Raw genomic sequence first — 26,339 nt, 5'->3', positions numbered from 1 at the left:
TGACGACAGGCCGTGCATACCCTTTTCTGGCAAGGAGCTTTTCATGTTTGATATCACGCTGCTGATCCTGCTGGCGCTGGCCGGGCTTGGGTTTGTCAGCCACAATCTGGCCGTTACGGTGTCCGTACTGGTGTTGATTGTAATTCGTATGACGCCGCTCAGCGCCTGGTTTCCCTGGGTGGAGAAACAGGGCGTCACCGTCGGGATTATTATTCTGACCATCAGCGTAATGGCACCCATCGCCAGCGGAACGCTGCCCACATCGACACTGTTTCACGCCTTTTTAAACTGGAAATCGCTGGTCGCTATCGTCGTGGGCGTTTTTGTCTCCTGGCTTGGCGGCAAGGGCGTGGCGCTGATGAGCAGCCAGCCGTCGATAGTCGCCGGATTATTAGTCGGCACCGTTCTTGGCGTGGCGCTTTTTCGCGGCGTCCCGGTCGGTCCGCTTATCGCCGCAGGGCTGGTTTCCTTGCTGATTGGCCGTCAGTAGGCGTGCGTTTAACCCCCTGTTTTCACCTGCCGTACTCGCGCAGCGCCACGCGGCCTGCGCGCCCATGAGGTATTAATGACTAACCTGATTTCTTCGCGTCTCGGCGGCTGGCTGCTGCTGGCGGGCCTGCTGACCATCGCCACCACCTTGCGCGTTACGTTTACCGGCGCGGCTCCCCTGCTGGACGCCATTCGCCTCGATTTCTCGCTCTCGACCGCCGCCACCGGGCTTCTCACGACGTTGCCGCTGCTCGCCTTCGCGCTGGTGTCGCCGCTGGCGGCGGGCAGCGCGCGGCGTTTCGGTATGGAGCGCAGCCTCTTCGGCGCGTTGCTGATTATCAGCGCGGGCATTCTTCTGCGCGCCTCCGGCAGCGCGACGGCGCTCTTTGCGGGCACCGCGCTTATCGGCTGTGGAATAGCCATCGGCAACGTACTGCTGCCTGGCATGATTAAGCGTGATTTTCCGGGGAAAGTGGCGAAACTGACGGGCGCGTATTCACTGACGATGGGTCTTGCGGCGGCCGCAGGGTCGGCGCTGGTGGTGCCGGTTGCCACACTCAGCGGCGGCTGGCGCGGCGCGCTGCTGGCGCTGATTGTCTTTCCGCTCCTCGCCCTGCTCCTCTGGCTGCCGCAGTTGCGCGCCACCCGACATGATGCCGTCGGCGGCAATGCGGCGACGCGCAGCCGCAGTATCTGGCGTTCTGCGCTCGCCTGGCAGGTCACGCTCTTTCTGGGCGTGAACTCCCTTATCTATTACATCGTCATCGGCTGGCTGCCGTCGATACTGATAAGCGCCGGGTTTAGCGAAGCGCAGGCCGGTTCGCTGCATGGCCTGATGCAGCTGGCGACCGCCGTGCCGGGCATTGCGGTGCCGCTGCTGCTTGCAAAACTGCGAGACCAGCGCGGCATCGCCATTCTCACGGCGCTGCTCTGCGCCGCAAGCCCTGTCGGGTTGTGGTTTTTCCCGCATTTTGCCGCCTGGTGGGTGGTGATTTTCGGTTTCGGCTCAGGGGCGACAATGATCCTCGGCCTGACGTTTATCGGCCTGCGCGCCAGTTCCGCGCATCAGGCTGCGGCGCTGTCGGGGATGGCGCAGTCGGTGGGGTATCTGCTGGCGGCGTGCGGGCCGCCCGCTATCGGCAGGCTCCACGATCTGCTGCACAGCTGGAGCCTGCCGTTGATGGTCTGCGCCGCGCTCGCCGTGGTGATGGCGATCGCGGGCGGGTTTGCCGGGCGCACGCGGGAAATCGGCGCGCCGTAGGTTAGCGGCGGGCGGCGCGCAGGAATTCGCGAACCAGCGGCACCGGACGTCCTTCCAGCGCCCCGCGCTCGTGCTGGAACAGCGTCGCCACAAAGAACGGATGCGTCGTCAGCTCGACGGCGCGCACGTCGCCGTCGTTATCCCAACCGGTAACTTTCAGCGCGTCCGCGTTCAGCGCCTCGACGAACTCCGGCGCCACGCCAAAATTGCAGCGATACGCCTCTGCAATTTCCTCACGTCCGTAAGCGCGCGCGATAAGCGTATGCGGGCGCAGCTCCACCTCGCCGGTCTGCTCCACCAGCGAGCAGCTGAGCGGCGTGATCACCAGCCTGCCGTCCTGCGCGGTTTCGCCGTGGTTGGCATCGCGCCAGCCCAGGACGTTACGGGCGTATTCAATCACCGCATGCTGAAAACCGCCGCAGGTGCCGAGAAACGGAATGGCGTTTTCACGGGCGTAGCGGATGGCGATAAACGCGCCATCTTCGTTTTCATACGGGCTGCCAGGCACGACCCAGATGGCGTCATAGCCCACCAGATCTTCCGGGCTTTTAATATCTTTTGTCGCAAGCCAGTCGTAATCGGCGGTGAGTTCCAGTACGGCGGCAGCGTCGTCAATCGCGAGTGGGATCGCCTGATGCGCGACGGTCGCGCTGTTGTAGTCGCCGACCAGCGCAATGCGCAGCGTGGAAGTGAGCGGAGAGGTTTCCATGGGGTTTTCCTTATGCCTGAGTGAATTAAACACAACATAAGGAGCGTCAGCATACCGATCTGCGCGGCCGCTAACAACACCCAAAATCAGCAGTCAATGGCGCATAAATTTTGCGAGACGTCTCGGGCAATCATGTCCTGCGGTTTGCCACATACCCTCGCCAGACGGATAATCCGGCAGTGCATAACAATACGCCAGGAGGCAAACATGATTACGCTGAAACGCGTTTATGACGAGCCGGACGCGCAGGACGGCTACCGGGTGCTGGTGGACAGACTCTGGCCGCGCGGCATAAAGAAAGCGGATCTGCCGTTAGACGAATGGAATAAAGCGCTGGCCCCTTCGACGGCGCTTCGCAAGGCGTTGCACGGCGAGGTTATCGATTTTACGCACTTCAGCGCGCGCTACCGTGAAGAGCTTACGGCGCGGCAGGAAGACGGCGAGCGCCTGGCGGCGATTTCCCGCAAAGGAACGCTCACTCTCCTGTATGCGGCGAAAGACAGGCGCCAGAACCACGCGCAAATCCTGGCGGCGTGGCTCCGGGAGCTTGCTGAAAAGGCTTAATCGAGCAGTAGCGCCGTCTCTTCGAGCGGCAGCAACTGACCGTCCAGCGGCATCAGGTGTTCGGCGCGCACAAAGGCGAAACCCGCCTGGCCGTCAGCGGCCATGACATCGCCGGTCACCAGCCACAGCGGGCGCGCGCAGGCTTTTGGCAGTTCGGTCATAAACCCCGTAACCGGATTGATAAAGCGCTCGCCCGGCTGGCAGAGGCTGAACAGTTCAACAGATTTACCGATATTCTCCCGTCCGGCAGCGGTACGGGCGCCGATGATAATGGCGAGAGCGCCTGGCTTGAGTTGTTGCATGGTCTTTCCGCGTTCGCAATAAACAATAAATGTCACGCGCAGATCAGAACATTCTTATGTCGCGATGTAAAGATTTCTGGATCAAAAAAATGTGCGTTTTGCTGGCAAATCTCCCTGATTTCTTCATTCTTCCGTTTCGCCTGTTCGGTATGCTACCGCTGTTATTGTGATGACCCACATCACTGCACTGATTTAGCCTCATCTTACCCCACAGCAGACGTGGCTTACGGCACCATGATAGCGCGGTACGGATAATTGCCCTGTCCGTGCGGCGGATAACGACAGCCCTTTATGCCCTTCCTGCGTTTGCGGGGTATTTTTTTCATGCGCTTTTCCCCTGGAATTAGCCTGATTAACAGGTATTGAGCCACCGTTTAAAAAGCCGTTGCGCTTGCCCGATATACTTGGCTGGTTGCCATTTTTCAGGTTTTTCTTATGTCGGTCATCACCTCTCACGCTGCCCCCTCCCCACGCAGCGGCATGGATATTATTAAAGCCCTTACCACCGGCCAGTTGATGCCCGGCGGGTTGTGGCAGAAAAAAAGCTATCGTCTGAAGTTTGCGCTGCGCAGCGCTATCTACCTGCCTGCCACGCTGCGCTTTATGGACGCGCTTGCCGCTAATCCGCGCTTTGAGCAACTGCTGAGCGTACAGAACACGCTGCCTGGCAAAATTCATCGTCACTATCTGCGTCTTGGGTTAAGCGCGGGCGAGCGTGCCGGCGCCATTATCAATCACTACGATTTCATCCGCGACAAGGCGGCGACGCGCCTTGCCGATGCGCTCTGCGCCACCAGCCCGCAGCCGCTGTTTACCCTCGCGGCGAAAGAGAAAACCGTCGTCATCAGCGCCTCATCGGCCCATAAAGCCGAGCGCGAAGGCGAAAGCACGCTGTGGCTGTACTGTGATGACGTCCTGCTCGCCAGCCTGACGTTCAGCGTGGTGCGCGACGCCACGGGCTATGGCATCGCCATCGGCGGCCTGCAGGGGCCGCGCAGAGGCGTGCCGCATGAAGCCATTCGTGATGCCACAAAAGCCTGCTTTGGCGTCTTTCCGAAGCGTCTGCTGATGGAAGTGCTCTGGCTGATGATTCAGCAACATGGGATGACGCGCTTCGAAGCGGTGAGCAATAACGGCCACGTCTTTCGCGGGCTGCGCTATCGCTTCAGCAAGGGGCGGCATTTTTTTGCAAGCTACGATGAGTTCTGGGAATCGATCGGCGGCGAGCGGCGCGGCGCACGTTGCTTCACGCTGCCGCTCACGGCAGCGCGTAAGCCGCTGGAAGAGGTCGCCAGCAAAAAACGCTCAGAGTACCGCAAACGCTACGAGCTGCTGGATGCTCTGGCGGAGCAGTGGCGCGCGCTGAACTCGCGATAATGCTCAGGCGGCCCTCTGGCCGCCTTTTTTATGGCGTTCCCCCAGGTTTGCGCAGCTTACCCGCCCGCCGTCATCCTGGTAGACTGCGTCAGGTTTTGCATCGCCCACAAGGAAAACGCATGGCACAACAGGCTTTCGACTGGCAAGCCCTTGAAGAGGCTGCCGTCACGATGATGGTCGCTGCGGTTCGCAACGTGCATCAACAGCACCCGCAGGAGCGTCTGTACGGCGCCACCTTCCATGCTTTTTATGGCGACGGATCCGTCCTGTACTGGCCCTGCATCGCGGTGGGGACTGAGGAAAGTCTCGCGCGGCGCGTGGCGGAATATCAGGCGCAGGGCGATACTTCATCGTCAGAATCGCTAACCGAGAGCCTGCGCTGGTCTTCGGCAGATCTGCCTTACAACATCGAACCAGATGAGCACGCTGAAAGGCTGGCGCAGAAGTGCGGAGATTTCGCAGCGCGCGACGGCACCTTTACGGTGTGGGAGAAAACTTACGACCACTTTATGCGCCGCTTCCCGAAGGCCGCTAAAAAGGCGCGTCAGCAACTCATCCGTGAAGGCGTGGTGGATAAGCATTTTATTATTATCGCCGAAGACGACGCCGGTGAGCTGGTCCCGCTGAGCCTCACCCGCGCGCAGCTGCTGCGTCATTTTCCGCAATATGACGCCGACGAAAAAGAGCGCCGCCGTCTGACCGCCCTGCCCCTCGAAGAGCAGCTTCGCGAGCTGGTGCCACTGGCGCTCGGCGTCGTCCGGGGCACGCTGTATGGGGGGTATGACGAACTGCTGAAAGCTATCGGGCGCCCTGCCGTGGCGCCGCTGGCGGCGGTAGTGCGCGGTGATGCGCCAGGCGAGCGCTGGAACGCCTGCAAACTTATCGCCGAAATTAACGACGCCACGGATGAGGCCATCACCGCGCTCTGCGGGCACCTGGATGACGAGAACGCGGACAACAGCGACCGCAGCTGGGCCGCCTGCGCGCTGGCGCGACTTGGCAGGATGGACGCTATCGTCGCACGGGTTCCGGGACTGGCAGCGGATATTGCCGCCTGCGGGCTAACAGCCCCGTATCGCAGCTTTCGGGATGACGGGCGTTTTCAGCCGCTCGACTACCGCCCTCTCGAAGCGGCACTGGAAGCGCATCCGCAGCTTGAGGCCGCCGTGGCGCATGAGCTTCAGCCAGGGCGCGGATATTGCCACATCACACCGGACGAAACTCCGGCCGCCCGCGCCGGGCTCGCCTCACGCTTTGCGCTGATTCGCAGCCATGCGCAGGCGGTGCTGGAAGAGGCGGAAGATAAGCTTCGCTGACCCCTTGCGCCCATTAAAAAACCGCCTGCTGGCGGTTTTTTTATTTTGCGTCGTCTTCCGAGCGATACGGCCCTTTCTCGTCGTCATCGCTGTCGTCACGCTTGCGCGTCACTTCCCCTTCCGGGCCCGGCGTACCGCCCCCCTGCTCTTCAGCCTGTAAGCGAAAAGCCTGCTCTTTTTGCGATTCACCGAAGTATCCGAAACCAAAAAACATGATGACCTCCTGTATCCATCAGAGTTAACACATTAAGTGTAGCTGACCAGAAAGCCTTCGCAGGCGCGGCGCGCTTACCGTCTGTCTGAAAAGCGCGGGCTCCGGGGTGGCCGGAGCCTGGCCGTCAGCTCGCCACTTTGTCGAGTACGCGCTGGATAGCCGCGGAAAGCTCGTTGATTTCAAACTTCGCCACGTAGCCGTCCGCGCCCACTTTCCGTACATGATCTTCGTTAGCGCTGCCGGAGAGCGACGAGTGGATCACGACCGGGATCTTCTTCAGGGTCGCATCCATTTTGATGTTACGCGTCAGCGTAAAACCGTCCATCTCCGGCATCTCAAGATCGGTCAGCACCATCGCTATCTTATCGGTGATCGACTGCCCTTCCGCCTGAGCTTCTTTCGCCATCAGCTTGATTTTTTCCCAGGCTTCCAGGCCTGTGGTGTGCATCAGCGCCGGGATGCCCATGCTCTTAAGCCCATGCTCCAGCATCGAGCGCGCCACTTTGGAATCTTCCGCCACGATAGCGACCGCGCCCGGCTTCAGTTTGAAGCTGCGCTCCTGCATCACGGTGTTCGGCTGGCCGTCGCGCACCGACGGGATGATGTCATAAAGGATCTGTTCAACATCCAGCACCAGTGCCAGTTCATTGCTCTGGTTGTCGCTGTCGAGGCGCGCGATGCTGGTGATGTTGCGTGAGCTGACGCCCGATTCCGCCGTATGCACCTGGCTCCAGTCGAGGCGGATGATGTTTTCTACCGATTCCACCGCGAAAGCCTGGGTGCTGCGCGCATATTCAGTGACCAGCAGCAGGTTCAGCCCGGTCGTCGGTTTACAGCCTGCGACCGCCGGCAGATCCACCACCGGGATTATCTGCCCGCGGATGTTCGCCATGCCGAGCAGCGGCGCCTGCATGCCTGCGGCTTTGGTAATGGTCGGCATCGGCACGATTTCGCGCAGTTTAAACACGTTAATACCATACAGCTCAGGTTTCTCCTCTTCACTTGCAGATCCCAGCCGGAAGAGAAGCAATTCGAATTTGTTCGATAAAGCGAGATTCGCCCTCTCATCGATATCTTTCTGGAAGTTATCCATATTTACCTCAAAGGTACGCTTGTGTGTGATGGCTCATGCAGCGAAGGGATAACACGCTGGTGCCTGGTTTCAGGCAATCCGTGTGCCTGAATTTGGTTTAAATCGTTATCGGCAGGTTTTGGAAAAAGTAGAGGGGGAATGCGACAACAAAATTTCGGTGGGTAACAAAAAGGAGAGCGAGCGCAAAAAAACGAAGCCGCCCGCAGGCGGCTTCTGAAGCGCGTAAATTCAGGGCGCCTTGCGCCACGCGTCGCGCAGCGATTCACGTCCGTGCGGCTCCTCTTTTTCCGGCAGGTCATCCTCTTCCCACGGGTTTATCGTGTTCGGCGCATCTTCGGGCAAGCCGTGATGCTCATTATCGTCCGCAAGCGGTCTGTCGGGATGGCGATTGTCAGGCATTAAGCTTTCCTCATTTCCATGGGACAAAGAAAAAGTGTAGCCTGGCCTGCCGGCGCCGGACGCTTTTCTCGCTTGCCCCCTCGCCAACGCCCGGTCAAGCGGCTAAAGTGAAACGTAGCGCCGACGCACTCACCAGAAGAGGTACAAATGACGGGCTCGATTGACGAAATTATTGAAAAACTCCAGACGCGCATTCTGGCGTATGAAATTCTGTTCCAGTCATTACTGGAGGAAGTGCCCGCCGTGCTGAAAGAACGGGTGGTCGATAATGCGCGCCACCACTTCGCAGGCCTTGAGGCGGGCGTTAACAGCGACCCGGAGCGGGCGCAGAAAATTACGGCCGCCCGCGCCGTGGTGGAACAACTGCTGGCCCGTAAGCACTGATCAGCGCAAAGGAATAAGCGCGGCGCGCAGGCGTCGCGTTTTTAATTCTGCCCGGCGTGATAAATATTTCCCTTCAGCCGGGAACAGAAAAAGAAAAAGCCCGCAAGCGGGCTTTTTTTACTGAATGGGGACTTTTTTTAGCGGTGCGTATTCGTTTCCGAATGCATCATCGCGTAACTGTCGTAACGTTCAGCCGCCGCGATCCCAACCAGCATGGCGGATTTGCAAAATATGCATTTTGCGCCGTGCGGATTTTTATCGGTCACGTCGAAACGGGAAGTACGATACTGCGAGCCATGACACGCAGGACATCTGAAATGCAAACCTGCCGCGATCATGTTGTCTTTAAAGCGCCACCACATTCACGGCTGACGGGCCTTTCGCGCCGTTTTCAACCGAGAATTCAACCTGCTGGCCTTCGGTCAGCGTGCGAAAATTATCGCTCTGGATTGCGGAAAAGTGGACGAAAACATCTTTGCTGCCGTCAGACGGTGCGATAAAACCAAAGCCTTTATCCGCGTTAAACCATTTCACTGAACCATTCATTCTGTTAGCCATATTTAATACCTTATACTTGAGCCTTGCGGCGAAAAATGGTTTGCATGACAGAATTATTCAGTGCTTAAGAGGAAACTCAAAAGAAGAGATATCGAAGGATAACGTCTGGAGATGAGCACTACTGAAGTGGAGGACTCGTACCAACCACTGCACACGGGTTCTGCGTATCAAACCGAGGAGTTCATTAACGCACGCCCTGATTTTTTAAGCAAGCAATACTGTGTCTTTTACAAAACTATATATTTAAAGAAAGGAAGCGATAACCGCTAGTTCATGCGCGCGTTTATCGCCAGTGCCACCGTAAAATAAATAGCAGGGGCGCTAAAAAAATGTCGCGGCGTGTTCCGTTTATTTTTCTGAAATATATTTTCCGCAGTCGTTTAAAGCGCGGCGCTATTTTTTTAACGTTGCGTTATGTCATTACCATAAGCCACGTCTTACTCTTTCGTTGCGTGCGCCGGTGGGGTAAAACGGCGCGTCGACGTGCGTCATGCGCAAAATATTGTTAAGGTTTGTCTGATGACAACACTGAACGAGGTAATGATGAACGCGTTTGTCAGGCCCACGCTTACGCTGCCTAATGAGGAACAAAAACTGCTGCTGCACTCCTGCTGCGCCCCGTGCTCGGGCGAAGTCATGGAGGCGCTCCAGGCTTCCGGTATCGATTACACCATCTTTTTCTATAACCCCAATATCCATCCCCAGAAGGAATATCTGCTGCGTAAAGAGGAAAATATCCGCTTTGCCGAACAGCACGGCATTCCTTTTGTTGACGCCGATTACGATACCGATAACTGGTTCGAGCGCGCTAAAGGGATGGAGTGGGAGCCGGAGCGCGGCGTGCGCTGCACCATGTGCTTCGATATGCGCTTTGAACGTACCGCGCTCTATGCGCATGAGAATGGCTTTAAGGTGATCAGTAGTTCGCTCGGCATTTCGCGCTGGAAAAACATGCAGCAAATTAACGACTGTGGGCACCGCGCCGCGGCGCCTTATGAAGGTATGGTCTACTGGGATTATAACTGGCGTAAACAGGGCGGATCGGCGCGCATGATTGAAATCAGCAAGCGCGAGCGGTTTTATCAGCAGGAATATTGCGGCTGTGTTTATTCGCTGCGCGACTCCAACCTGCACCGTAAAGCGCAGGGCCGGCCATTAATTAAGATTGGCACGCTCTATTATGGCGATGAGTCATAACGGTCATTCGCGCCCTTAAGGTTAACCTTATTGCCCGCAGGAGCCCGGCTGCGCACCGGGCTTTTTTAATCGCTACTGCTACTGCCGCAGTCGCCGCATTGACCGTGCGGTGCTGTCGTAAACAGCCAGATGACGGTTTTTATCGCGTGCAGTATGACAGGGTTCCCACCAGCACCTGTGCGATACGCAGCGGCCCGCGCCCTGAAACTACCAGAATCGTGGTCGCGTCGTATAAAAAGGCAGCAGCCGTTAATTTAAAAAATAAATATCGGGCTATTGGTACTCAATGTGTGTAAGGTGCACCCTCCACAATTCAAAGAAGATACTTATGGCTATTCATAAAAGAAAATCGCAAGACAGTTACTTAAGCCGCGTTACCTGCCCGAAATGCAACGAAAAATCTGAACACAGCTCCGCCCGCGTCAACAAGAAAAAAACGCTCATCTGCCCCGCCTGCAACCATTTATTTGTTTCCGCGCAAACCCCAGCGAATCAATACTAAGCTCTTTTTTCACCCCCGGTTAAAAGCGCCGGTTTTGCTGGTGCTTTTAATAATATTTTGCTCCCGACATGCCCGGCGATATTCACGCCTCTCCTGTTAATAACGCCACCCGCTTATTACCCGATAAATACCTCATTACAACCTCGCAAACAGGTATTAACGAAGCGCAATCCTGTAAACATCCCCTTAATGAAATCGTCATTATTTTAATAATAAACCGTTAACGTAAAACATTTGGTTAACAAGCCAAAACGTCTGCCTGCACTTCTTTGCTTTTATTTACTTTTTCCTCGTCTAAAAGCCGCCATTCCGCCGCCGATAAATGCCTTGATTAATAGAGATCGCATAATGAAGAGGTATCGTCGAATATGAAAATGGATGTAAAAGGAATGAACATGACAATAAGGCTTTTTTCATTTTTAACGCTGGGCGCGTTAATAGTCATTTTCCTTGCCAGCGCATTCTCTAATCTCTGGTCTTTAATGCGCAGCAATCAGGCGCTGGATGATGTGAATAAAGAAATCCGCGTTGTGCTTTCGGTGGTCGATCCGATCAACCACAGCCGGACGGTACGTGTTCGCCTGATGGAAGCCATGATTAATCAGTCGTCAGGAAAAACCTCACAGGCGGAAACGTCACTGGAGGGCGCCAGGGAATTCTTACAGCACGCCACGGAAACGTTCGACTCGTATATGGCTTCGCCCCGCGCGCCGGGAGAAGAGAAAATTTTAGCGCCCTATCGCCAGACCTGGCAGAATTACCTCGAAAACGGTTTGCGCCCGATGATGGAGGCCGCGGCGAATAATGACGCGGAAAGATTTAACCAGCTCGCCAGCTTCACGGTGCCAGCGCTGGATTATCAGTTTGAAAATGAATTGCTGAAGCTGCTTTCATTTCGTGAAGATTATGCGCATAAGCTTAATCTGGATGCGCAGGAACAATTTAAATACAGCCTTACGTTACTGGGTGGGTTTACGCTTATTTTGGTTCTGATCCTGCTTGCGGTGTTTATTCTTATCCAGCGTCGGATCCTCAAGCCGTTAGATATCGCCCACGCGCACTGTCAGAAAATGGCCGGGGGAGAGTTGCAGGATCCGATTATTTCGCATTCCCGCGATGAAACAGGCAGGATGCTCGCCGCGCTTGAGCAGATGCGCCAGTCGCTGCGCGAGATTATCATTCAGGTCCGCGATTCCAGCGACAGCGTGGCGCATGCGGCTGATGAAATCGCTGCCGGGAATATCGATCTCTCCGCCCGCACCGAAGAGCAGGCGGCGTCTCTCGGCGAAACCGCGGCCAGCATGGAACAGCTGACCTCCACCGTGAAGCACACGTCTGATAACACCCATAATGCAGACCTGCTGGCGGGTTCGATGCGTCAATCGGCGCAGGAAGGAAATCAGATTGTGGAAGAAGCCGTGGGCTCTATGATGGAGATTGAATCAAGCGCCAGACGCATCGATTCCATTACCGGGATCATCGAAGGCATCGCCTTTCAGACCAATATCCTGGCGCTTAACGCCGCCGTTGAAGCGGCGCGCGCCGGCGAACAGGGCCGCGGATTTGCGGTGGTCGCCAGCGAAGTGCGGAACCTGGCGCAGCGTTCTTCCGCCGCCGCGAAGGAAATTAAAGAGCTTATTGAGCAGTCCGGCACCCATATCTCTTCCGGCAGCGAAAAAGTAACCCGTGCGGGTGAAAGTATGAAAGCCATCATCACCTCGGTCAATCAGGTCTCGGTGTTAATGTCTGAGCTGGCGCTCTCCACCCGCGAGCAGAGCCGCGGCATTGAACAGATAAATATCGCGGTGACGCAAATGGACGCGGTAACGCAGCAGAACGCCGCGCTCGTTGAGGAGGCCTCCTCCGCCGCGATGTCATTAAAAGAACAGTCTCACCTGCTCAGGCAAACCGTGGATATCTTCAAAGTGAACTGACAGAGCGTCATGGGCGCAGGGCGCGGGTGCACACAGCAACACGGCATCGCCGTTAGCCTGTTCGTCCCAAACAGCCGGGTAACCGAACAGACCCGGCTGTTTGATTCTTTCAGCTGAGCGGCGCATTCCTGCCGGGGTTAACAGCCGCTTCACTGTCACTTAAGATGAATGCCATCAGCGGCATCGCATCCTGTTGGCGCTATATTCATCCGCAACAGAAAATATTAACCGGCCCACGCTTAAGGAAGGTCGCATGTCTGATGATTTATCCAGAATGGGCGAAGCCCGCGTCGTCGCGACGCTGGATGAGACAGGCCGCCAGGTTATCGAGAAATGCCCTGTCGGCGATGTCGAATACCATTTTTATCATCACGCCGCCCGGCAACTCGCCGGGGCGGGAGTGGAGACGCCCGCCCTGTTAGCCGCAAGCCCGGCGCTCCGAAAACTGACGCTTGAATCGATTCCCTACCCTGTTGACCAGGAAACGGCGGCAGCCGACAGCGCACTCGACATGCTTTCGCGCTTACATTGTTACCCTGCGGATCCCGGCTGGCGCTATCACGAGCATGGCTGGTCAGACGCTGCGCTTGAAACATCGCTGGCGCTCCTGGCATTACCTGAGACAGCCGCCCGGCAATTACGCTTTTTTCACCGCCACAGTGAGGGTCTGTTTTATCAGGATTGCCTGATTTCTGGCGACAGCAATGCGGGCAACTGGGGAAAAAGAGAGAACGGCGATCTGGTGCTGTTCGACTGGGAAAGGTTCGGACGAGGAAGCCCGGCGATTGACCTGGCGCCGCTGATTAAAGGCATGGGCACGCGGCGGGCGTTTGTTGAACTGGCGGAGCGTTACAATCGCTTCGCTTCTCGCTATAACGTCAATGAGCTGGCGCGCGATATCGCCCTCGCCAAAGCCTGGATTGTCACCGAGGTCGTTATATTGCTTCACGCGCGACAAAAAGCGGCGCTACCGCGCTACCTGAACTGGTACCGGGAAAACCTGCCTGACTGGTTAACCGGGACCATCAACATGGTCTGAACAGCAGGGTTACGCCCGCGGCGAATCCTCTTCATGCATTACCGGTAGCGGCGATAAACAAAAACCGGGGCACGGTTACGTCACAGGAATTAACGAGATGAAACATGACATGCGTTCTGACCAGTCGCCTTTGGCCGTCTTTTTGATATTCCTGCGGCTTGGCCTGACATCCTTTGGCGGGCCGATTGCGCATCTGGGGTATTTTCGGCATGAGTTTGTGGCGCGGCGCAAATGGATAAGCGATCAACACTATTCAGACCTTGTGGCGCTCTGCCAGTTTCTGCCAGGCCCGGCAAGCAGTCAGGTGGGCATCGCGCTGGGCCTGTCGCGGGCTGGCTATGCCGGGGCGCTGGCCGCCTGGGCAGGCTTTACGCTGCCGTCTGCGATTTTACTTATCCTTTTTGCCCTGGGCCTTTCAGGCTCCGGCGGCATCGTGCCTTCCGGCGCGCTGCACGGTCTTAAAGTGGTCGCCGTAGCCGTGGTCGCCCAGGCCGTATGGGGGATGGCGCGAACGCTCTGCCCGGATGCCACGCGTGTGACCATAATGGCCACGGCGGCCTGCGTTCTCCTGCTTTTCCCTGCGGCGGTGAGCCAGCTGGCGGTAATTGGCGCGGCGGCCCTCGCCGGGCTGTATGTTTGCAAACCTGCTGCGGACGAAAAATCTGAGGCCCTGACGGTCTCACCAGGGCTTCGCTCCGGCGCTGTCTGGCTGGTGCTGTTTGTGATACTTCTCGCGGGATTACCCCTGCTGGCCGCCTTCTGTCCCCATCCTGCGCTCGCGATGGTGAACGCCTTCTACCGGACAGGTTCACTGGTTTTCGGTGGCGGTCATGTAGTGTTGCCGTTACTCCAGGCAGACGTCGTACCGAACGGCTGGGTCAGCAATGACACGTTCCTGGCGGGTTATGGCGCCGCCCAGGCCGTGCCCGGCCCGCTGTTTACCTTCGCGGCTTTTCTTGGCGCCTCGATGAACCCTTCCCCTTCGGGCTGGGAGGGCGGCCTGCTATGCCTGTTGGCCATCTTCGCGCCTTCTTTTCTGCTGGTGGCCGGCGCGCTGCCGTTCTGGGAACGCGTAAAAGGCGACGTGCGGATGCGGGCCGCGCTGGCCGGTATTAATGCGGCGGTGGTGGGATTACTGCTGGCGGCGCTTTATAACCCCGTCTGGACCAGCGCAATCCATACCCCGCAAGACGTTTGCGTTGCCCTGGTGGCGCTGGTGGCGCTCATCTTCTGGAAACTGCCGCCCTGGCTGGTGGTGGTGTGTTGTGGCGTGGCAGGCGCGTTAATGTAACGGCGCCATTATCTTTGTGGTTAATACGTACAGCGGACTAACGCTGGCAGACGCCCTGCTGATGGATCTCTCATTACTGGGGGCGCTGTACTGTAAAATGCATCAACCATCATCCAGGCCGTAATAGTGTCGTCCCCCCCAGATTAAGGGGGGACATTCTGGCGTGGAACATTTTCATCTTCTTTCTGATTCGCGTAAGGTTCGTCATTCCGCCGTTATCCCTGCGTGAGAACAGACGCAGGGATTTTAATAAAGAACAGGAGTTCGCCATGCTAAAACGCTGCTCATCGCTTATTGTCTTTTCAATGCTGGCCGCCCCGCTTGCGCAGGCCGACAATCTTCGCGCCGTTGATGTGACTACCTTTGATGTCGCCGGTGTCAAAACGGGGATGGATTACGATCAGGCCGTGAAAGCGATGACGGATCATTTCCATGTCCCGGCATCCGCGCTGAACGTTGATAAATTCCCGATGATGAATCCCGTAACCGGCAATAAGCAGCCGCAGTATGTCGGCTATGAAAAAGATGGCGTGGAGCTTTCGGTGCACTTTGAAGGCCGCGTACCGGTAGATCCGGCGCACCCTCTCGCGGTATCCATGATTACCTATAAGCTGCCGTGGTCAACGGATAATAAAACGGCCATGGAGAAGGCAGCCCTGGAAAAATATGGGCCTCAGTCTAACGGCACCTACACCACGCCCATGGTGTGGTGTAAGAATCCAGGAAAAATGGCGAGCGATGCGTGTAGCAATGACATGAACCAGGCCACGCTGAAACTGGCGAATACCGCGCTCGAACTCACTGACCCCTCCTGGAGCCAGGCGCGCATTAAGTTTATGGACAGCAAACAGACCCGCACGCCTGGGTTCTGATACCGCTCAACACGTACCCATTAATGCAAGGGCTGACATTTCAGCCCTTTTCTCTTTCCCTCTCTCGATCCGCTTTATCTGGCCATACGCCACGGTTTTCATGGCGCGAACGGCCTGGAGACGCATACTCAGCGCACTTTTGACATATCCGTATTATTAATCTTGTTTCGCCGCGTCCTTCGCACTAATAAAAGCGTCCTCAAGAAAACGAAGCGCGTTACGCAGCGCCCGATCGGCTTGCGGCAGGTTACCCGCCAGAAGATGCCAGACATGGAACATCCCGGGCCAGACTTCGAGCGTGGTGCGCACGCGCGCCTCCCCCAGATTTGAAGCAAGCCTGATAGCGCCACTCAGCATGACTTCATTCTCACCGATCTGGATAAGGATCGGCGCAAGCCCGTGAACATTCGCGTAAACCGGGGAAGCATCAGGATGGGTGGGCAGCTCGCCTGCCAGAAAGCATCGTGCCAGCGCATTGAGAAAATCGACGCGACAGAGCGGATCGATCCCATCACGCGTGGTCGCCGATAAACCGCGATGGGTAAGATCGGCCCAGGGTGAGATCGCCACCCCGCCCGCCGGCAGCGGCAGCCCCGCGTCACGGGCCCTGCGCATTATCGTCACCACCATCGCTCCCCCCGCTGAATCGCCCACCAGCACGAGGTCTTCAGGCTGGATGCCGCTATCAAGCAGGGCCCGATACGCGAGAAAGGCATCGTCAACGGGCGCAGGGAAGGGAAATTCAGGCGCCTGCCGGTAGTCTGGCGTGTAAACCCGGGCCTTCAGCCCGCCAGCGATGCGGCCAGTAAGGCCACGGTATGCCTCGACACCGCCGTGGACATAACCGCCGCCGTGAAGGTAAAGCACCACCCGGTTTTCTGCCTGTTCATGCGGCTCGCTGAGCATCGCCGGTACGTTTTTTAACGTAACGGTGCTGTAAGACACCCCGTCGATTGCAGGAAAGATTTTTTCAAGCCCCTGCATATAGCGAGCGCGCACCTCAGGCCAGCACGCGTCTGACTGACCATACAATTTCTCTACCACGGGACCGGCGACATGGATCCATTTATTCAGGATCTCCTGGGCATTGTTCGGGAGCATGATTGAAACCTCTGTTGTGTAATTTCTACAATGGGATTGTATTTAATCTATTGGCGAAAGAGGTTCCCCAATGACAGGCAGAAAAATCGCTTCGGGAAACGCAACCGGGGCCGGGCTGGACATTCATGCATTACGTATCTTCGTTGCGGTGGCGGAAGCCGGGAGTTTCGTCGCGGGCGGTAAGGCAATGGGGCTGACGCGTTCTGCGGCAGGCAAAGCGCTGGCGCGTCTGGAAGCTTACCTGGAGACGCGGCTTTTTCAGCGTACCACCCGCAGCCTGTCTCTCACGACGGAGGGACACGAGTTTTATCACCGCTGCTGTCAGATTCTGGAAGACCTGGAAGAAGCCGAATCCAGTATCCGTCAGAACGCGCCGCTACCAAAAGGCATCCTCCGACTGACTGTCTCAGAAGGTTACGGCAAAATGATTGTGCTGCCGTTTATCCGTGAATTTTTACAGGCTTCGCCGGGGGTCAGTATCGAGGTCAGCTTCAGCGATCGGGTGGTGGATCTTGTCGAAGAAGGGTTCGATCTTGCGCTTCGTGTGGGCAATGGCGCTACCAGCTATCAGTACATAACGCAGGTGATAGACCGGACAAGGCCACTGCTTCTGGCGTCGCCGGATTATCTGCGTCAGTGTGGAGAACCGGCATCGCTTGAGGAACTGAAAAACCATCGCCGCCTGGTTTATGGACTGGGAGCGGCATCCACGGCATGGACTCTGGTTGATGCGCAGCAGGAGCAAATCACGCTGAACGGCCGCCACCACGTCAGATTTGACAGTGGCGACGCTATTCGCACCGCGGCGATAATGGGTCTGGGTATCGGCTTTTTACCCACGTTTATGGTGGAAAGCGATCTTCTGGCAGGCCGCCTTGTACATGTGCTTCCCGAAACACTGGGCGAAGAGGCTGCCATCCACGCCATTTACCCCAACCGCAGACATCTTCCTGTTCGGGTCCGGGCTTTTATTGAGGGGCTTAAATGTTTTCTGCGTGATTCATAATCCCCGCTCTGCCGCCCTGCAACTGTCGATGTTCAGACCGGGCCTATCGCTGATAACGCTTTGCGCCTGGGCTGGTTGAGGGAAAAGACATTTTGCCGCCCGCTATTCTTCCCGTAGCGCCACATTCACTGTTGCGCGGGTTTATCACTTTCCGGGCTGAAGGGATAGCAAACGCACGCCAGCTTATGTCCATCCGGGTCACGAAGATAAGCCACGTAAAAATCCGGGCCATACGCCTCTCTGACGCCGGGCTTTCCTTCATCCGTTCCGCCATTGCGCAGACCTGCCGCATGGAATTTTCTCACCTCTTCCGCGCTGCTGGCTTTGAAGGAAAACATCGTGCCGTTCCCGGCCGTTGCCGGTTTCTTGTTAAACGGCGGACAGATGCAAAAACTGAAGCCCTCACCTAATGGCTCTCCCCACGTCGCCCAGCCTTCAGTCCATGAGGGGATCCGTGGGATTCCCAGTACGTCAAAGATGGCATCATAAAACGCCGTCATACGATCCAGGTGGTTTGTCCCTATCGTCGTGTACATCAACATGTTTTATCTCCGGTATCGGCTCTCTGCAGCGAAAGCGAAGTGAGGCTAACTTATTGTAAGTTATTATGTATAAAGGTGATGCCATTTATGGGATGAATGATGCAACAGGTTAACTCACTCTCGTTGGTGAAGGTTCAGGAAGCGACCAATTTGTCACAGGCCCGCTCTGAAGTTGTACTTAATGGCAATAACACCGGGATTATTGTCCCTGGAGAAATACTGGAGGCAGCTGTTCTGATCAATGAACAGCGTTATGTTCTTTTTCTCACTGACGACGTTATTTTCGAAGAATCGCTGACAGTCGCGCTCATTGATCTTCGTGGCGGTATCAAAGAGGTTGTCCGGGTGGGCAATGAATACGCCACAGGATATTTTGAGGCGTTATCGGTTACAGCAGACAGCATCAGTTTCAGGTTTATCGGTGAGTCTCTCTGGACTGTGACGGTATCCGATACACCACGGTTCAGGCTCCCTTTTGTGCCAGATCCGCAAGGGGTAAAACGTGATACTGGATTCAAAAAATATATGAATATTTCGGTTACCGCGGCGCCTGAAGGGCATCGTTCCCTGATTCGCCCTCGCTGGAAGACGTGATTAATCAGGATCGCCGCAACATCATTACCCACCCGTGAAAAATTGCGGCAACCTGAGAGGATCTATTTCATGTTAAGGATAAAGTTTTCTCTGGCCCAGGATTCAAACGTGGCCGGATGAAAGTCTGCGACTCTGTTTGCCAGGGCAATGGCAGCGTCGTGCGAACCCGGCCCCAGATAGGTATATTTCTCGTAATAGGCCAGCGTATCGCCCAGCGCTTCAGCGCCAGGAAAAAAACCCGCATAGACGTCCCGTGGAACCTGTTTAAAGGTGACGCGGTGTCCATGCCGGTTTAGCGTTTCTACAATCTCACTGAAGCTCAGGAAATCGCCGACAAGCGGCAGGTAAGCGCCCTGCCCGGCGATATCAGGATTTGCAAACGCACCGGCCACAATTTTGCCAAGCTCGTTTATATCGCCCATATGAATGCAGCGAACGTCAGGGTTAATCGGCAGAATCCATCCATAGGTACCATCCTGTTGTTTTTGTGGGCCAAAGGGGCCTGTGAAGTTCTGATAATAGGCTGGTGGCACGACAAAGGTGTAATAAGTGAAATCCGCCGCTTTTACCAGACTGTCGATTCTGGCTTTATTGGTAAACTGCGGGAGTTTGAATTCCCCCTGAGTAACAGATTCAATGTCGGGAAGCGTGGACCAGATAAAATGTTTCACTCCAGCCGATTTTGCGGCTTCGATCGCTGATGTTGCCTGCTTCTTCTCATCTGTGCCCTGCTGCCAGTAATCAGTCACCAGAAATACGCCGTATACGCCTTTCAAGGCGTCGTTGAGCGTTTCAGGCTTTTCAAGATCCGCATACAGGGCTTCATCAGCCTCTCCGGTATAAGTCTGCGGCTTACGGGACAACGCCCGCACCCTGAACTCACTGGCGGCTTTTAGCGCCTGCACCACGCCTTTTCCCTGATGACCGGTTGCGCCAAACACTGCAATGATTTTCTTTTCTTCTGCCATTTCACACCTTCTGGATAACGTTCTGGATAAATGGCCAGGCATCAGACTGGTGCCCGGATGTCGCAGGCAAAGCTTGCCGCTGAGCGGAATCCGTGACAATACTCTTTAAATTGTCATCATCTGACCGAAAATGATCCTTATGGCGCTTACTGCAGAAACCTCCGAGCTCATTGCGTTTACGAAAACCGTCGACGCGAAGTCGCTTTCCCGTGCCGCCGCTGAACTGGGCATTCCCCGGGCAACGCTGAGTCGTCGGATTGCGCAGCTTGAAAAAAAACTGGATGCACGTCTGCTCCTGCGGACAACGCGGAGTCTGGCGCTGACGGATCTGGGCATCATCTTTTATAAAGAGGCTATCATCGCGCTTGAGGCGATAAGGCAGGCAGAGCAGAGCGTGTCCAGAATCGAAGGGGGTTTACGGGGCGACTTACGCGTATCGCTTCCTCCCGGTATGAAAAAAAGCTTCCGGGAAATGCTGTGTGAATTTATCGCGCAGCATCCTTTGCTGCGCGTCCATGTTCACACCTCCAGTCATCATATCGATTTCCGAAGCGGAGGATTTGACGTTGCACTGAGAGCCAGTAGCCAAATGCAGCCTGGTTTGATTGCCCGCACGCTGTTTCGCGACCCGGTTATTGCCGTCGCCTCGCCGGATTATCTTTCAAAGATGGGGGTTCCTGTCACCCTGAATGACCTCAGCGATCATCAATGCCTGATGGGATTCGCCCGTGGAGAGCTGCCCGATATGTACTGGCCTCTCATTTCCGGAGACCGGGTAAAGGTGGACGGCGCCTTTTTCGCGGACGATATCTCCCTGCTTTGTGAGGCTGCCATTAATAGCCGCGGCATTGCGCTTTTGCCTGAAGAGTTGATTCGTGAACACCTGCAGCAGGGCGCTCTTGTCCCGGTCCTGCGGGAGACCATAGGGACTGAAATGCAGATTGCCGTGGTTTACCCGGATCGCCACTTTTTATTGCCGCAGGTACGCGCTTTTATCGATGCGGTCGTTGGCTGGGTGGCTTCAGAGCGTGCGCAGCAGCAGCGTATTGGTTAGCGACACTTACCGGCTAAACAGTTTCCATCCTTGTTGTTAATTTAACTCATTCATTTGAGGCTTTCTTTAATTTGATTTATCTAATCTGACTACTCCAGAAAAATTTCGTATGCGTTCGTATATCATTTTTAACATCTCAATATGCACTGACAATATAAAGCCTTGCATGAACAGATAGTTAATAACAGTCAGAGAGCAAACTTCAGTGATGATAACCGCTGAGGCAGCGCCAATCAATCCGTACCTGAGAGAAAACAAATAGGAAAGAACCAGACTCAAAAATAATATGCATATAGTTTTATATAGTAGAAATCTATATCCCGAAAGCTTAATTATTATTTTCGATGAAGCCATACCAAGTGTCGACAATACTGTTGCGAAACATAATAAAATGCAGGGAGTTATCGACCCTTTATACGATCCTCCGTATATGTAAACAATTAGAAAGCTTATCAAAGGTGTCATTAGTAACATTACTGGAATCGACAATAAAATGATATTCAGATGTAACCTGGCACCCAGGTTAATTATTTTCGGATAATTTTTATCCTGGAATATCGATGGAAGGCAAGAAGTTAATAACGATAATAAAATGAAACTCCAACTCGTAGCAAGAGTTTGGGAAACTGAATAGATCCCGACATCATGATTACCATACAGAAATGAAATTACCATTATATTTAATCTCGGATAGATCGATGCAATGACAGAAGGAATAACGAGAATGCTTCCAGCACAACTCAGATGAAAAAATCTTTTCCTTAAAGCTTTATGTTTCATTGTTCCTTTATTTTCATATTGCTTTCGAAATAAATACAACTTCAGAAAATAAGGGATGGCACTTATTATTACAAGAGGCAATCCAAAAAGTATAATCGGTGCTTTATATTTAACCATTAATGCCCTTGCTACCAAACCAGCAATAAGGCCAGTTACGTTTGCAAGGGCATTTATTCTTGAATTCAACAATGACTCATTAAAACTTGTATACGTGTCAATGGTGTAAAAATAGTAAGCCAGACATATTGACAGTGCTAATATCATCCCTGTTAAATCCATCTTCGCATTCAAAAACATCATACAGGCGCTTGCAAAAAAGATAAATATCGCACTTCTCAATAAAAATACAGGCATCATTAATTCAATGCCGCTTTTTAAATTTGTACTTATTCTTTTATAGAAGATACTATCGCTACCAAACACGCCGGCAACCTGAACAATTTGAAAAATAGCAGTAGCGATTGCCATTTGCCCAATAACAGCAGGCCCCAGGTATTTAGCGACTAAAGCGTTTATAAAGAAAAGACCTACTACGCCGATTGATTTCTCTGTAATCATCCACAAAAAATTGTTTTGAGTTTTAGTCAACACTTACCCAACCTCATTTAAATATTTATTTCTCTTTATCATCTTTATAAAGTAAGTCTGCGAATTTACTTATATCCATACTCTTTTTATTCATTCGAACAAAATAAAAAACAACAACCATTAGCATCACCAGAAAAATGCATAAAAACAATACTGACATATTACCCCCTCGCTTTAAGGCTCAATGCTGTTCAACCTAAATCAGAATGTGGTGAGTGCTCCGGTAATAAGCGTCGCAATATATAGAATCAGAGGATTTATTGTGCTCAATGCACACTTCAAGTAAATATGCATATATAATTAATATAATAAACTGCCTGTTAAGTTGTAAAAAAACAGCATCAAATGCAGTTCCATAAATCTCATGCCTTTGATTAGGTTTCAGTCTTGAACAACAAGCAAGGCCAACAACCGCATACAGGCTTATATCTTGCGTGACGTTAAAACCTACCCACGGAATAACAGATGTATATTTTTAAATATCCCCCACAGAATCATTGATATTCCGGATATCATTCCCTGAGGCTACCAGCGTAAAATTATTCATATCGCGCTTAAGCATTACATTCACTCCATGCATTATTTCCGCACCATGCTCTTTGCCTGGCGCATCATTCACAGACATTGAATCACCAGCAGATACAGGCGTGGCAAAAGCGCCAGAAAAAAGAAAGGCAGCCGCAGGATTAGGTTTATGCATAGCGCCTCCAAAGATCCCACTTAAATATACAGAGATAAAATGGTGTTACCAGCATATAAATACACATGCAAAGATTTTAATAGCACAATAAAATGTTTATTTTTGTATATTGACAAGATTGCGAACACAACCAGCCATCCCGGATAAAGGGGCTTAAGGATAGGGTAATCGGATTTTTCAGTTCCTGATATTGGGAGGTAAAACAACTAAATATCTGTTATTTACTTACATTAGCGAATATGTCATGCGTTAAATTGTTATGGCGAACGCAGAAAAACAGGAAGCGACATCTGTTTAAGTGAGGGTTTTGATAATCTGTTTTGATAAATCTTTGATAATCTTTCGAAAACGAATAAAAAAACGGGAGCCCTTCGGCTCCCGTTCTCATCTAACCCAGACGCTGGATTACATGTTCGCGATGATAGCGTCGCCAAACTCTGAACATTTCAGCAGCTTAGCGCCTTCCATCAGGCGTTCGAAGTCATAGGTCACGGTCTTGTTGTTGATAGCGCCTTCCATACCTTTAACAATCAGGTCAGCCGCTTCGAACCATTCCATATGACGCAGCAGTAGATTTAGAAATTCATTGCATCCGATTGAATTTAAAAACTTTTATGCTTAATAAGCATCTAAACTTATTATTTTTGCCTTCGCCATAACTCATTGATTTTGCATAGTTTACGTAGAGTTTTGATAACCACTTCAAGGCTAAATGGAGGTTCGCTTGAGCACATCCCTTTCATAATGCCCGCATTGTGCCAGAAGCGGACATTGCTTAATTAAGTACGCACAGTAGATGGCCAGCACTGAACGTTTGACGATGCAGGCATCTTCAAAGCTGCTTTCACCGTGCATCAGATAGGTAGCGACCATCGATACGGGTTTTGAAAAAAGTGTCGCTGTCTGCGGCCGCACAGAACGCCTGGTAAACTTTTGCCGGCACGGCAAGCCAGCGCCTGCACGCGCCGTTCCGGTACTCCAGTTCCAGCACACCTGTAGTCGCATCATATCCCGCACTTCTGAAAAGCGTGGATCTCACTTCATGTCTGTTCATGATGTTCTTCTGGGTTAGTCCCTGATGTTGAGGATATTTGAACGTAAAAACGCGGGCATCCGTACAAAATGCATGTATAAGGTAAATTACACTGGCATATATCATGCTGTTTCATTACGGCTCATCCGCTGCATGTCCGTCATTCTGAGCCGCCCCGCGCGTTTACTAAGGCCTTTGAAAACTAATAATTTTATTTGTTATAAGTCTTAACCGGTTTACACGTAGGAGTGCTTACGGTTGGATCCTGTAACGGAAGGCCGGGAATCACGTGGGCCTCACAGTCCAAAATACGCCCCTTATCGGTAGTTGCGCGGTACGATATCACTTGAGAACCGAGCGCGTCAGGCTTAGACATGGAAACATTGGTAACAGTGATTTCATCGGAAGACCCTAAACCTAGCATTTTGGAAGTATCAGCCTGCAGTATCGGGATTGCGAGATCAGGGGACATCGTAGTACACGCACTTAAAAGAAAAGAAACAGCTGAAATACAGATAATTTTTTTCATCATGTTAACTCCGGACTTTGGATTATGTCTGATTTTTTATTACTGACATTGAACAGTAATATGTTAAAAGCTTTTTATCCCACCGGGAATGCCCACAGGTATTTAACAGGCGTTATCCCTGTAAGATTAGGGATCTGTTTGATACTCAGAAAGTATGCAAGTCAGTTTATTCCCCAGTAATGAAATATGCCGGTTGTACCGAATCCCGAACCTCCCCATCCACAGTTACCTTTTACTTCGTAGTAGTCGATTATGTCTGTTTTTGGATCAGCCCATAATCCAACCTTACATGACTCCTGCACATGTTCTGTTTCGAACTCATTAACCAGAACCGGACGGCCTTGTGATGTGTCCATATAAGAACCGTTGAATTTTTCCCGATCGTATTCAAGACCCTTAAAATAAAACTGATAAAAATTATGGCCGTAAAACTTACTTTCCTTGCTGACACTTGTTTCCGTACTAATAAACAATGGATTACCAAAAACCTTGTAAGCCTCACTAACATTTTTCCCCATAAGATTTTCTGCTGCAGTTCGCTCAGGAGCCAGTGTCGAGCATCCTGAAAGCAGCCAGGCTGCTAAAGTAGTAACAGCTATTTTATGTATATTTTCATTCATATTTAAGACCTGTTTACCTTCGGCCTGGTGATAATCTATTTTAGCTTCAACTCGCTACCGGTGAGGTGACGGGCGGGTGGACAGGGCGGATACGAGCATCAGGGAAGCTCCAAATAAGTATAAATACGCTCCTGAAGTAATTTACCCCCAGCTTATTAATAGAAAGTCACATAATCCAGTCAGAGACAATTTTGTTTTTGGTGAAATAAATGGTTAAAGAGTCACTACGGTGTTCTGAATTTCCTGTCATTTTATCAGAAACAGAACTTATATCATCCTTGGTGTTCTGTGCCATAGTCGCACTATTCACGGCACCGCTTAGCACTGAGGTTCCAGGAATGTAAGAAAGAGCCGTTGAAAGCGTGCTCATATTACCATCCTTATTAAAAGACCATACGTAACTACCGTCTGAATGGGATGTCTGTCTGTCTGGTGTGCCATAGAGAGCCTTAACTTCAGACTCCGTTGTTTTATTAGGCGTGATATGAGCTGAAACATAACTCCGGGTAAACTTATCCTCACCGCTGAAGGAGCTACATCCCGAAACGAATAGCATCAATGCAAATACTGCCATATGAGTCTTCATAATATTGACCTTAACATTTTTCCTATATTGATTGGGTTTGATTTTGAATGATTATGAACAAAAATTTAGTCAATTTTGTCCTTCTAACCGAAACGCCCCTTGTTTTTTTACTGGCACTCTCTTTGTGAACCTTGGTTTCTTTAAGGCTCCTTCAAATAAATACCGTTCAAGAGCAGGAGTAGCTAAAGCGTTGGTTCAGGTACTGGTACATTTCCATCAATCAATTTTGCTCCTTTAGGTCTTTTTGGGCAGCCACCGGACGAATACCATCTTGTTATTATCCCATTCTCGACCAGAAATCGCCTTTCACAGTTTGCATACTCAGGAATATAGTTCCACATGCTTGAATCGTATCCATTTACAATCCAGTCATATTGGTAAACCAGTATGCTGCTTCCGTTACTCAGAGCCTGGCTGTTTTGTGGTGGTCCCCAAGCCATCATCAGTTCATCTGTCGATGCACCTACCCATGATGCAGAGACATCTTTACTGGTCTGATAACGTTTATTAAAAATCAGGTTGCCGAGTGGAGAGCCTGCACACCCAGTCAGTATTAATACAGGTATAATTAAATAAATCCACCGCATGTACGTCTTGTTCACAGAAAAACCTCAACTTTATAAAAGTGCAATTGAATAATTCTTTATGAATTCAGCTCAACCTGAATCTGTCCAGTTTAACCTGGCGAACTTTTATCTGAGCATTTCATTACTGTCTTGTCGGGAAGTAAACAAAAC

33 protein-coding genes and 1 pseudogene are annotated in these 26,339 nt (G+C 52.7%); 16 read left to right on the top strand and 18 right to left on the bottom strand.

Going from position 1 to position 26,339, the window contains the following annotated elements:
• Positions 1–43: 43 nt before the first annotated feature.
• Both AFK65_RS08150 and AFK65_RS08145 read left to right on the top strand, forming a co-directional pair.
• Entirely contained in the window at positions 44–490 is a 447-nt protein-coding gene (locus tag AFK65_RS08150) for a DUF441 domain-containing protein (RefSeq protein WP_007696586.1), read from the top strand.
• A gap of 75 nt (positions 491–565) precedes the next feature.
• Positions 566–1,750, top strand: a complete 1,185-nt coding sequence (locus tag AFK65_RS08145; protein ID WP_038857402.1) for a CynX/NimT family MFS transporter — start codon at positions 566–568, stop codon at positions 1,748–1,750.
• A 1-nt stretch (position 1,751) separates the two neighbouring features.
• On the opposite strand, the gene AFK65_RS08140 is transcribed toward AFK65_RS08145, so the two are convergent.
• Positions 1,752–2,459, bottom strand: coding sequence for a CTP synthase C-terminal region-related (seleno)protein (locus tag AFK65_RS08140; RefSeq protein ID WP_007696582.1), 708 nt, complete (start codon positions 2,457–2,459; stop codon positions 1,752–1,754).
• A gap of 207 nt (positions 2,460–2,666) precedes the next feature.
• Between AFK65_RS08140 and AFK65_RS08135 the strand changes: the two genes are divergently transcribed.
• Positions 2,667–3,023, top strand: coding sequence for a DUF488 domain-containing protein (locus AFK65_RS08135; protein WP_038857403.1), 357 nt, complete (start codon positions 2,667–2,669; stop codon positions 3,021–3,023).
• On the opposite strand, the gene AFK65_RS08130 is transcribed toward AFK65_RS08135, so the two are convergent.
• Entirely contained in the window at positions 3,020–3,325 is a 306-nt protein-coding gene (locus AFK65_RS08130; RefSeq protein ID WP_007696574.1) for a hypothetical protein, read from the bottom strand. The genes AFK65_RS08135 and AFK65_RS08130 overlap by 4 nt on opposite strands.
• Before the next feature lie 198 nt (positions 3,326–3,523).
• On the bottom strand, positions 3,524–3,781 hold the full coding sequence (locus AFK65_RS22215; RefSeq protein ID WP_162139048.1) for a hypothetical protein: 258 nt from the start codon (positions 3,779–3,781) through the stop codon (positions 3,524–3,526).
• Between AFK65_RS22215 and AFK65_RS08125 the strand changes: the two genes are divergently transcribed.
• Both AFK65_RS08125 and AFK65_RS08120 read left to right on the top strand, forming a co-directional pair.
• Complete coding sequence (locus AFK65_RS08125) at positions 3,761–4,702, top strand: VirK/YbjX family protein (protein ID WP_038857404.1); 942 nt, start codon at positions 3,761–3,763, stop codon at positions 4,700–4,702. The two genes, AFK65_RS22215 and AFK65_RS08125, sit on opposite strands and share 21 nt — an antisense overlap.
• Positions 4,703–4,821: 119 nt before the next feature.
• Complete coding sequence (locus AFK65_RS08120; protein WP_038857406.1) at positions 4,822–6,018, top strand: DUF4303 domain-containing protein; 1,197 nt, start codon at positions 4,822–4,824, stop codon at positions 6,016–6,018.
• 40 nt (positions 6,019–6,058) lie between these two features.
• Here the strand turns inward: AFK65_RS08120 and AFK65_RS22105 are convergent, their stop codons facing one another.
• Both AFK65_RS22105 and AFK65_RS08115 read right to left on the bottom strand, forming a co-directional pair.
• On the bottom strand, positions 6,059–6,232 hold the full coding sequence (locus tag AFK65_RS22105; RefSeq protein ID WP_007670864.1) for a hypothetical protein: 174 nt from the start codon (positions 6,230–6,232) through the stop codon (positions 6,059–6,061).
• 124 nt (positions 6,233–6,356) lie between these two features.
• The gene (locus tag AFK65_RS08115; protein ID WP_007696563.1) at positions 6,357–7,325 is read right to left on the bottom strand and encodes a chemotaxis protein; all 969 of its coding nucleotides are present in this window, start codon (positions 7,323–7,325) and stop codon (positions 6,357–6,359) included.
• Positions 7,326–7,407: 82 nt separating this feature from the next.
• Here AFK65_RS08115 and AFK65_RS22320 point away from each other — a divergent pair, with 82 nt between their 5' ends.
• Positions 7,408–7,542 (top strand): hypothetical protein, encoded by a 135-nt coding sequence (locus AFK65_RS22320; protein WP_256596275.1) that lies wholly within the window; start codon positions 7,408–7,410, stop codon positions 7,540–7,542.
• Between the two features lie 11 nt (positions 7,543–7,553).
• On the opposite strand, the gene AFK65_RS22100 is transcribed toward AFK65_RS22320, so the two are convergent.
• Positions 7,554–7,724, bottom strand: a complete 171-nt coding sequence (locus AFK65_RS22100) for a hypothetical protein (protein ID WP_007696562.1) — start codon at positions 7,722–7,724, stop codon at positions 7,554–7,556.
• Between the two features lie 147 nt (positions 7,725–7,871).
• Here AFK65_RS22100 and AFK65_RS08110 point away from each other — a divergent pair, with 147 nt between their 5' ends.
• Positions 7,872–8,108: a hypothetical protein gene (locus tag AFK65_RS08110; protein WP_004385763.1), complete on the top strand. Its 237-nt coding sequence runs from the start codon at positions 7,872–7,874 to the stop codon at positions 8,106–8,108.
• Positions 8,109–8,245: 137 nt separating this feature from the next.
• Here the strand turns inward: AFK65_RS08110 and ymcF are convergent, their stop codons facing one another.
• Entirely contained in the window at positions 8,246–8,470 is a 225-nt protein-coding gene (gene ymcF / locus AFK65_RS08105; RefSeq protein ID WP_007696561.1) for a cold shock small protein YmcF, read from the bottom strand.
• Positions 8,454–8,666: a transcription antiterminator/RNA stability regulator CspE gene (cspE, locus tag AFK65_RS08100; protein ID WP_007696560.1), complete on the bottom strand. Its 213-nt coding sequence runs from the start codon at positions 8,664–8,666 to the stop codon at positions 8,454–8,456. The genes ymcF and cspE overlap by 17 nt, the downstream gene beginning before the upstream one ends.
• 543 nt (positions 8,667–9,209) lie before the next feature.
• Between cspE and AFK65_RS08095 the strand changes: the two genes are divergently transcribed.
• From AFK65_RS08095 to AFK65_RS08075, 6 genes are all read left to right on the top strand, one after another.
• Positions 9,210–9,863: an epoxyqueuosine reductase QueH gene (locus tag AFK65_RS08095; protein WP_038857544.1), complete on the top strand. Its 654-nt coding sequence runs from the start codon at positions 9,210–9,212 to the stop codon at positions 9,861–9,863.
• Positions 9,864–10,191: 328 nt separating this feature from the next.
• On the top strand, positions 10,192–10,365 hold the full coding sequence (locus tag AFK65_RS22095) for a YnfU family zinc-binding protein (RefSeq protein ID WP_007696555.1): 174 nt from the start codon (positions 10,192–10,194) through the stop codon (positions 10,363–10,365).
• 395 nt (positions 10,366–10,760) lie between these two features.
• Positions 10,761–12,299, top strand: a complete 1,539-nt coding sequence (locus tag AFK65_RS08090; RefSeq protein ID WP_038857407.1) for a methyl-accepting chemotaxis protein — start codon at positions 10,761–10,763, stop codon at positions 12,297–12,299.
• 253 nt (positions 12,300–12,552) lie between these two features.
• Positions 12,553–13,338 carry a phosphotransferase family protein gene (locus AFK65_RS08085; protein ID WP_038857408.1) on the top strand — a complete coding sequence of 262 codons (786 nt, stop codon included), beginning with the start codon at positions 12,553–12,555 and terminating at the stop codon, positions 13,336–13,338.
• A gap of 97 nt (positions 13,339–13,435) precedes the next feature.
• A complete protein-coding gene (gene chrA / locus AFK65_RS08080; RefSeq protein ID WP_007708128.1) occupies positions 13,436–14,629 on the top strand; it encodes a chromate efflux transporter in 1,194 nt (397 codons plus the stop codon).
• Positions 14,630–14,898: 269 nt separating this feature from the next.
• Entirely contained in the window at positions 14,899–15,501 is a 603-nt protein-coding gene (locus AFK65_RS08075) for a hypothetical protein (protein ID WP_007708126.1), read from the top strand.
• Between the two features lie 156 nt (positions 15,502–15,657).
• Here AFK65_RS08075 and AFK65_RS08070 read toward each other — a convergent pair whose 3' ends face one another.
• Complete coding sequence (locus AFK65_RS08070; protein ID WP_007708122.1) at positions 15,658–16,602, bottom strand: alpha/beta hydrolase; 945 nt, start codon at positions 16,600–16,602, stop codon at positions 15,658–15,660.
• Between the two features lie 70 nt (positions 16,603–16,672).
• Between AFK65_RS08070 and AFK65_RS08065 the strand changes: the two genes are divergently transcribed.
• Positions 16,673–17,608, top strand: coding sequence for a LysR family transcriptional regulator (locus AFK65_RS08065; protein WP_007708119.1), 936 nt, complete (start codon positions 16,673–16,675; stop codon positions 17,606–17,608).
• A gap of 125 nt (positions 17,609–17,733) precedes the next feature.
• On the opposite strand, the gene AFK65_RS08060 is transcribed toward AFK65_RS08065, so the two are convergent.
• Positions 17,734–18,150 carry a VOC family protein gene (locus AFK65_RS08060; protein WP_032804521.1) on the bottom strand — a complete coding sequence of 139 codons (417 nt, stop codon included), beginning with the start codon at positions 18,148–18,150 and terminating at the stop codon, positions 17,734–17,736.
• Positions 18,151–18,246: 96 nt separating this feature from the next.
• Here AFK65_RS08060 and AFK65_RS08055 point away from each other — a divergent pair, with 96 nt between their 5' ends.
• Positions 18,247–18,744, top strand: a complete 498-nt coding sequence (locus AFK65_RS08055) for a hypothetical protein (protein WP_236692223.1) — start codon at positions 18,247–18,249, stop codon at positions 18,742–18,744.
• Between the two features lie 62 nt (positions 18,745–18,806).
• Here the strand turns inward: AFK65_RS08055 and AFK65_RS08050 are convergent, their stop codons facing one another.
• Positions 18,807–19,712 carry an NmrA/HSCARG family protein gene (locus AFK65_RS08050; protein ID WP_007708113.1) on the bottom strand — a complete coding sequence of 302 codons (906 nt, stop codon included), beginning with the start codon at positions 19,710–19,712 and terminating at the stop codon, positions 18,807–18,809.
• 139 nt (positions 19,713–19,851) lie between these two features.
• Here AFK65_RS08050 and AFK65_RS08045 point away from each other — a divergent pair, with 139 nt between their 5' ends.
• Positions 19,852–20,766, top strand: coding sequence for a LysR family transcriptional regulator (locus AFK65_RS08045; RefSeq protein ID WP_007708109.1), 915 nt, complete (start codon positions 19,852–19,854; stop codon positions 20,764–20,766).
• Between the two features lie 66 nt (positions 20,767–20,832).
• Here AFK65_RS08045 and AFK65_RS08040 read toward each other — a convergent pair whose 3' ends face one another.
• From AFK65_RS08040 to AFK65_RS20885, 7 genes and pseudogenes are all read right to left on the bottom strand, one after another.
• Positions 20,833–22,137: an oligosaccharide flippase family protein gene (locus AFK65_RS08040; RefSeq protein ID WP_007708106.1), complete on the bottom strand. Its 1,305-nt coding sequence runs from the start codon at positions 22,135–22,137 to the stop codon at positions 20,833–20,835.
• 472 nt (positions 22,138–22,609) lie between these two features.
• Complete coding sequence (locus AFK65_RS21755; RefSeq protein WP_144421400.1) at positions 22,610–22,834, bottom strand: hypothetical protein; 225 nt, start codon at positions 22,832–22,834, stop codon at positions 22,610–22,612.
• Between the two features lie 405 nt (positions 22,835–23,239).
• A pseudogene (locus AFK65_RS20900) lies at positions 23,240–23,407 on the bottom strand (NADP-dependent isocitrate dehydrogenase); the annotation flags it as partial.
• 271 nt (positions 23,408–23,678) lie between these two features.
• Positions 23,679–23,888, bottom strand: coding sequence for a KTSC domain-containing protein (locus tag AFK65_RS08035; RefSeq protein ID WP_032805325.1), 210 nt, complete (start codon positions 23,886–23,888; stop codon positions 23,679–23,681).
• A gap of 669 nt (positions 23,889–24,557) precedes the next feature.
• Positions 24,558–25,016: a hypothetical protein gene (locus tag AFK65_RS08030; protein ID WP_144421399.1), complete on the bottom strand. Its 459-nt coding sequence runs from the start codon at positions 25,014–25,016 to the stop codon at positions 24,558–24,560.
• A gap of 166 nt (positions 25,017–25,182) precedes the next feature.
• On the bottom strand, positions 25,183–25,602 hold the full coding sequence (locus AFK65_RS20890; RefSeq protein WP_071602524.1) for a hypothetical protein: 420 nt from the start codon (positions 25,600–25,602) through the stop codon (positions 25,183–25,185).
• Positions 25,603–25,784: 182 nt separating this feature from the next.
• Positions 25,785–26,204: a hypothetical protein gene (locus AFK65_RS20885; protein ID WP_226993390.1), complete on the bottom strand. Its 420-nt coding sequence runs from the start codon at positions 26,202–26,204 to the stop codon at positions 25,785–25,787.
• Positions 26,205–26,339 lie beyond the last annotated feature (135 nt).

Origin of the sequence: Cronobacter universalis NCTC 9529 (genome assembly GCF_001277175.1) — a bacterium.
GTDB classification, from domain to species: domain Bacteria; phylum Pseudomonadota; class Gammaproteobacteria; order Enterobacterales; family Enterobacteriaceae; genus Cronobacter; species Cronobacter universalis.
Note: the sequence above shows the minus strand (reverse complement) of the source record. Positions and strands in the feature narration are given on the sequence as shown.